Source organism: Mesorhizobium sp. M1295, assembly GCF_040318135.1.
Lineage (GTDB): Bacteria > Pseudomonadota > Alphaproteobacteria > Rhizobiales > Rhizobiaceae > Mesorhizobium.
Window position 1 is genome coordinate 76,671 of the sequence record NZ_JAMYLU010000026.1, and the last position, 6,482, is coordinate 83,152.

A 6,482-nucleotide genomic window follows, 5' to 3' on the forward strand; every position below is an offset into this window, starting at 1 on the left:
ATGCATGAATTGCCAAGAGAAGTCAGAAGCTGGATTTACGATTTCTTCTACAACGAGCGCTCCGTCGCATATCTGAAAATCGACGCCCAGCTTTGCATAGCTGCGAAGGGCGGCAACGTTAAACATTACGGACTCTCATCAGTTCGCATAGGTAAGCCTGTTGCCGAGCAGCTTGAATTCATGGAAGGTTTGCTGCCCTGCCCGGAGCTTCCATATCATATGGCCATGGTCGAACTGCCCAGCGGGCGTGTCGCGGACCTCCATCTTTTTGCTGACAATGCCTGCGTGTGGCTGCTCTTTCTTGACGCCACTGCCGAACGCGACAATAGGCAGCGACTTCAACAGAAGGCTTATGAAATGACGCTCCTGCAAGAGAGGGAGCGTCAACTCAACGAGAAATTACAATCGATGAACGAGGCGTTGAGGGCGAGCCAAGAGGGATTGTCGCGTGAATACCAGCGCGCCGAAGCCCTGCTCCTCAACATTCTTCCGGCGTCTATCGCGGAGCGGCTAAAAGCGCACGAAGAAATTGCAGACAACTACGCAGAGGTGAGTGTGCTTTTTGCCGACATCGTCGGTTTTACGGAAAGAGCGCGGAACGTCGGAGCCGTGACGACGCTCGCTATTTTAAATTACTTCTTCAAGGCGGCGGATCTGCTCTCGGAGCGATACGGCTGCGAAAAGATCAAGACAATCGGCGATTGTGTGATGGTGGTCGCTGGCCTGCCCGCCGCGCGATCCGATCATGCGGAAGCCCTTGCGCACTATGCACTTGAACTGCGGAAGGCGGTTAAGCTCGAACGCTTCGCAGGAGAACCGATAAGACTCAGAATTGGAATTCACTCAGGACCAATCGTGGCGGGCGTCATAGGCACAAGGCGGTTTGCCTATGACCTATGGGGCGACACCGTTAATCTCGCCGCACGTATCCAAACGTCCGCGGAGCCCGATGAAATCCGTATTTCGGATGCAACTCACAAACTGCTTGGACCAAATTTTGCTTGCGACCCACTCGCGGAAACGGAATTGCGTGGTACAGGTCGTGTGCGAATGTGGCGGCTCCCGGGGGAAATCGGATCCTGATATCTGACGTCGCCATCGTTCTTCCCTGCACGGTCATGCGCCCAGTTTCCATCACATAGCCTCGGTCGGCGATGCCCACCGCGGCATACGCGTTCTGGCCTGGGGGATCCTGGTGCCGGGTCTTTTACGCCCAGCATCACGGATGCGCAGTTCATATAACGGCTGGAGGCTGGGCCTAGGTCGGAATGCCCTCCCCCGGCGGCTAAGTAGACACCGCGAAGTACCCGGCGTAACGGTCTGGGTCGAAACGATGACGTCTTGCACCGCAACATCGGTTTCTTCAAGGTAGGGCAACAACGGACATAGATGTCGTTGCTAGCCGATCTGACCGGAAGGTTAACAGCACGATGCCACGCATCATTCGACGATTGGGGGCCAGGAACCTGGCGCGCCTGGCACGGCGTCTCGGAGACCTGACTGCGATGTTTGCCCTGATTGCCAGGCCGCTCGTCTTTGGGATCGCCCTTTTGTTGACAGGTCAGGCACAGGCGCAGGCGCCGGCGACCGCCCCGCCTGAAAGGGTCAAACAGCTGCTCGAGCTTCTCGACGATCCATCAGTGAAGGCCTGGGTGGCCGAACAGCGAAATCAGGACGCCGGGTCAACGGGAGCGCCTGCCGAGACAGGAGCTTCGCCGACCGACGCATCGTCCGGCGCCGTGGCCGCACCCGGCCAGATGAATACGATGGCATCCTCGACGCTTGATGGGATCAGGCATCATATCGAAAGAATCGTGCGAACTTTGCCCTTGCTGCCAGGCCAGTTCGCGCGCGTTCGGGCAGAGACGATGGAGGATATGTCCAGCAAGGGGTCAGCCGCCGTATTTGTGCTGATTGCGATGTTCATCGCTGCCGGCCTGGCACTCACTTGGGCAACGTTCAAGTTCACCCGTCCATTTCGTCTTTGGATTATCGCGCAACCGAAGGATACGCCGATTGGGCGAGCCAAGAAGATTGGTGGTCGCATGCTTTATTCCAGCATGCTGATCGTCTCTTTCGCACTGGGCAGCGCCGGCGCGTTCATGTTGTTCGACTGGCCAATGCTTATCCGCGAGATTGTACTGACATTTCTGATGGCGGCAGTCGTTACATGGGGTGTGCGCATGTACGTCATGGCCATGCTCGTCCCTTCCTTCATGAATGTCGAGAATGCCGTCGAGGTTCGTGCTTTGCCGATCACCAACGAAGCGGCTGACCATTGGTCCTATTGGCTACCCCGGATCGTCGGCGTCTTCGCCTTCTTCGGCGCCGCGTTTATCCTCTTGCCAGGTCTCGGCATCGATCAGGACGGAATGATGGTCCTGTCACTGGGCGCCGACTTCGTGCTGCTGGTGCTCCTGCTGCTCGCGGTTTGGCGTCGGCCAAGAACGCAGCGAGACGGTGCGCGCCACATCGGTCACACGGAAGCGACATGGCTATTGACTGCTTATTTCGTCGTCCTGTTCCTGCAGCGCATCGCCGGCCTTTATACATACTTCTGGTTTACCTTCGCCGCATTCTTCCTGCCTTTTGCAATCGTGATGACGCAGCGCGGGGTTAATTTCGTTCTGCGACCAGGTTCGGAAGATGTCGGCCGGCCTACGATCCCGGCGGTGACGATCGCTGTCATCGATCGCGCAATCCGAATGATTTTCATCTTGGCGGCGGCTTACTTTCTCGCACGTGTCTGGGGTCTGGACATGCAATCCATGCGGGACAGCGATACGACGACGACGTTCATATTGCGCGGCTTGGTCAATGTCGTGGTCATTGCCCTAGCAGCCGATTTCGGCTGGTCGATCATCAAAGCTTTGATCGAACGAAAGCTGGGCATCGAAACACCGCACCCTGTGATCAGCGACGAGGATGTCCCGGTCCTCGATCCGCAGCAGGCGCGGCTGCACACGCTCTTGCCGATCCTCCAGAACATTCTGCTCGCATCGATCATCGTGATGGCGGTGCTTATGATGCTCGCCTCGCTGGGTATCCAGATCGGCCCGCTGATCGCCGGCGCTGGCGTCGTCGGCGTCGCCGTGGGCTTTGGGGCACAAACCATCGTCAAGGACGTCATTTCAGGCGTGTTTTTCCTGCTCGATGATGCGTTCCGTGTCGGCGAATACATTTCATCGGGCAATTACAAGGGTACTGTGGAAAGCTTTTCGCTGCGCTCGGTGAAGCTGCGCCACCATCGTGGTCCGCTGTTCACGATACCTTTCGGTGAACTCGGGGCAGTCCAGAACCAGAGTCGTGACTGGGTTATCGACAAATTCAACATCACCGTTGGTTATGACACCGATATCGACTTCGCTCGCAAGCTGATCAAGCGGATCGGCCTCGAACTGGCGGAAGATCCCGAGTTCAAACACTGGGTGCTCGACCCGATCAAGATGCAGGGCGTACAGGAGTTCGGCGAATACGGCATCGTATTGAGGGTCAAGGCCACAACCAAACCGGGAGGCGCCTTCGGTATGAAACGCAAATTCTATGTACGCCTCCGCCAAGTCTTCAAAGAGCAGGGCATCGAACTCCCATTTCCGACCGTCCAGGTCCAGGGGCTACAGAACCCACATGGGGCAGAGAATGCGCCGTTGGAGATCACACCCGAGTTGAAAATGGCCGTTGCGCAGTCGCACACTATTCGGCGCAGAAAAAAAGCCAGCACACCGGAGTAGGAAAGCTGTGACACCTGCCGGTCACAGCGTCGCTTTCCGCGCATCGCCCGTGGCAGGGATACTCTTCTATCTTCAACCGTTAAGACGAAAAAGACGGTCACGAGGCAGTCTACAACCAGAGTCCGTCCCGAGATTTACATCGGGCTGCGTAAGTTGATACAGCGGTACGTTCGAGACAGCGCCATCGGCTACCTGCCGCGCGTCAGTCACGCGATAAGGACCGTCCCGCGAGAAGCGGCGCGTACGCGGCGAGCCTGCGGGATACGAACTCGGTGAAGAGCCGCACGCGCTTCGTCTTGCGTGTCTCCCCCTGTGTGAGAAGCCAGAGCGTTCCGTACATGTGCAGGTCGGTGCCCGGCACCCTCACCAGTAGGGGGTCGGCATCTCCGACGAAGCACGGCAGTGTCGTCATCCCGAGCCCTTGCCGTACTGCAACGATCTGCGCCTCGCCGTCCGTGGTCCTGAACGGAACCCCCGTGGTACGAACCTCACCCTCGCTGGCCCAATCCGGGATGCCATGAATGCTTATGACGATCCACCGGATGGGATCAGGCGCGCCCGCACGCCACGCGGCTAGTCGATCGCGAGACATGTAGACGCCGCCGAACAGCTCCGGTCCCTTCAGGCCGTGAAGATTGAGCGGCAGGGTTTTGCGGTCGTAGACGACGCGGATCGCGACGTCGGCCTCCCGGTTGGTCAGATTTGCCAGCTCGCCGGACGACAAGATTTCCATCTCGATGTCCGGATGCAGACGCGCGAAATCGGCGAAATCCGGCATGAGCAGGTGTGTCGCGAGGGGCGGTGCCAGCGTCACCCGCAGAAGCCCGCGCACGCTCTGGTCGCGCCCGAAGACGCGCGTCTCCAGCAGGTGCGACGACACTTCCATCTGGTCCGCGAACTCGAGGACCTCCTCGCCCGCAGCCGTCAGGCGGTAGCCCGAAGGCAGCTTTTCGAACATGTGCACCCCGAGGCGTTCCTCGAGCTGGGCGACGCGTCGCAGCACGGTCGAGTGGTTCACACCGAGGCGCTCGGCGGCAGCCCGCACGGAGCCTCCGCGCGAGACGGCAAGAAAGTAGCGAACGTCATCCCAGTCGATCATGGTGCAATCCGGCACCGCGCGGTGCGCCTTCCAAAGCCCGTATTTAACACATCGAACAGCAGTACGGGCGGTCATCATAGCCTATGTCGACGAGCGCGGCCCAATTTCGAACGGCGGACGCCGATCGTCGCGGCTGGCCTCAGTCGTCCAGCCGGATCGATTTCGCACCACCGATGTGCGCGCTTCCGCACTCAACACCTGACGCCGGCGGACCCATTTCGAGGTTCTCGGAGGCAGATGCTGTCCCGACACCACGAAAGGAGAAGTCATGGGAAAGCTTGAGGGTAAGGTTGCAGTCATCACGGGTGGATCGAGCGGCATGGCGCTGGCGAGCGCCAAGCGGTTCGTTGAAGAAGGCGCCTATGTTTTCATCACGGGCCGGAGACAGGAGGCGCTGGACGAGGCCGTCAAGCTGATCGGCCGGAACGTGACCGGCGTGCGCGGCGATGCGGCCAATCTCGATGACCTCGACCGCCTGTTCGATACAGTCAAGCGGGAAAAGGGCAAGATCGACGTCCTGTATGCGAGCGCCGGCACGGGCGAAGCCGTCCCACTGGGCGAGATTACCGAGCAGCATTTCGATGCGACCTTCGGCCTGAATACGCGCGGCACGCTGTTCACGGTGCAAAAGGCGTTGCCGCTGTTCAACGATGGCGGATCGATCTTCATGACCGGATCAGTTGCTTCGGTGAAAGGTTTTCCTGGTTACAGCGTGTATGCGGCGAGCAAGGCGGCGTTGCACGCATTCGCACGCGGGTGGCTCAACGAGCTGAAGGGAAGGAATATCCGGGTGAACGTGCTGCACCCGGGGCCGATCGCCACACCGATGCAGGACCAAGTTCTCGACGAGGAGGGGAAGCGGATGTTCGAATCCCTGATCCCGCGGGGAAAGATGGGGCGTCCTGAGGAAATTGCGACGGCCGCGCTGTTTCTTGCTTCCGACGATTCGAGCTTCGTGAATGGGGTGGAGTTGTCTGTCGATGGCGGCTTCTCGGCCATCTGAAATCGCGCCGGATCGCGGGAAGCGGCTGACCGGCGGGAACTAGCGTGTCCATGGTGGAACGACCACGCAAAGGTCGCCACACAGCGGAACGAATAACCCAGCGCCGTTGAAGGCCGGGGAATCAATACCAACACGGATCGGAGAAGCATTATGAGCTACGCAATTGTAGGATTCGGTAAGATAGGCCAGGCCCTCGCCCACGCCTTCGCCCGTAAAAACATCGACGTGACCGTCGCGAGCCGCCGGCCGCCCGAGGCGCTGGCGCCGCAGGCTCGGGCGATTGGACCCACGGTCGTCGCCAAGTCGCTGCGGGATGCACTCGAGGCCGACACAATCATCTTGGCGGTCCCGTTCGGGGAGCATCGCGAGGTTGCGAAGGTCCTGCCGAGTTGGAAAGGCAAGACGGTCATCGACGCGATGAACGCGTTTCCAGTCCCTGAAGAGCTGGACGGTCTCCCGTCCTCCGCCTTCGTCGCGAAGGCGTTCACCGGCGCCAAATTCGTGAAAGGGTTCAATCACCTGATTGCGGCCACCCTGGCTGCCGATCCGATCGTCGAGGGCGTGCACCGGGTCGTCTTTCTGTCGAGCGACGACGAGGACGCGACCGCTCCGGTGGCGGCCTTGGCCAAACAACTCGGGTTCGCACCCG

General features: G+C 59.6%; 5 protein-coding genes. 4 read left to right on the plus strand and 1 reads right to left on the minus strand.

Features of this window, described 5'->3' with window-relative positions; genetic code table 11:
* Window positions 1-1,083: an adenylate/guanylate cyclase domain-containing protein gene (locus tag NKH29_RS27500; protein WP_023716508.1), complete on the plus strand. Its 1,083-nt coding sequence runs from the start codon at window positions 1-3 to the stop codon at window positions 1,081-1,083.
* Window positions 1,084-1,430: 347 nt separating this feature from the next.
* Window positions 1,431-3,731, plus strand: a complete 2,301-nt coding sequence (locus tag NKH29_RS27505) for a mechanosensitive ion channel family protein (protein ID WP_245278482.1) — start codon at window positions 1,431-1,433, stop codon at window positions 3,729-3,731.
* 202 nt (window positions 3,732-3,933) lie between these two features.
* On the opposite strand, the gene NKH29_RS27510 is transcribed toward NKH29_RS27505, so the two are convergent.
* On the minus strand, window positions 3,934-4,830 hold the full coding sequence (locus NKH29_RS27510) for a LysR family transcriptional regulator (protein WP_023716506.1): 897 nt from the start codon (window positions 4,828-4,830) through the stop codon (window positions 3,934-3,936).
* Between the two features lie 268 nt (window positions 4,831-5,098).
* Between NKH29_RS27510 and NKH29_RS27515 the strand changes: the two genes are divergently transcribed.
* Entirely contained in the window at window positions 5,099-5,833 is a 735-nt protein-coding gene (locus NKH29_RS27515) for an SDR family NAD(P)-dependent oxidoreductase (RefSeq protein WP_023716505.1), read from the plus strand.
* A gap of 150 nt (window positions 5,834-5,983) precedes the next feature.
* A partial coding sequence (locus NKH29_RS27520; protein ID WP_352845740.1) for an NADPH-dependent F420 reductase occupies window positions 5,984-6,482 on the plus strand: 499 nt, incomplete at its 3' end.

Coding starts and splice junctions, on each gene's coding strand:
- NKH29_RS27515 (WP_023716505.1), top strand. CDS start 5,099: ATGGGAAAGCTTGAGGGTAAGGTTGCAGTCATCACGGGTGGATCGAGC.
- NKH29_RS27505 (WP_245278482.1), top strand. CDS start 1,431: ATGCCACGCATCATTCGACGATTGGGGGCCAGGAACCTGGCGCGCCTG.
- NKH29_RS27500 (WP_023716508.1), top strand. CDS start 1: ATGCATGAATTGCCAAGAGAAGTCAGAAGCTGGATTTACGATTTCTTC.
- NKH29_RS27510 (WP_023716506.1), bottom strand. CDS start 4,830: ATGATCGACTGGGATGACGTTCGCTACTTTCTTGCCGTCTCGCGCGGA.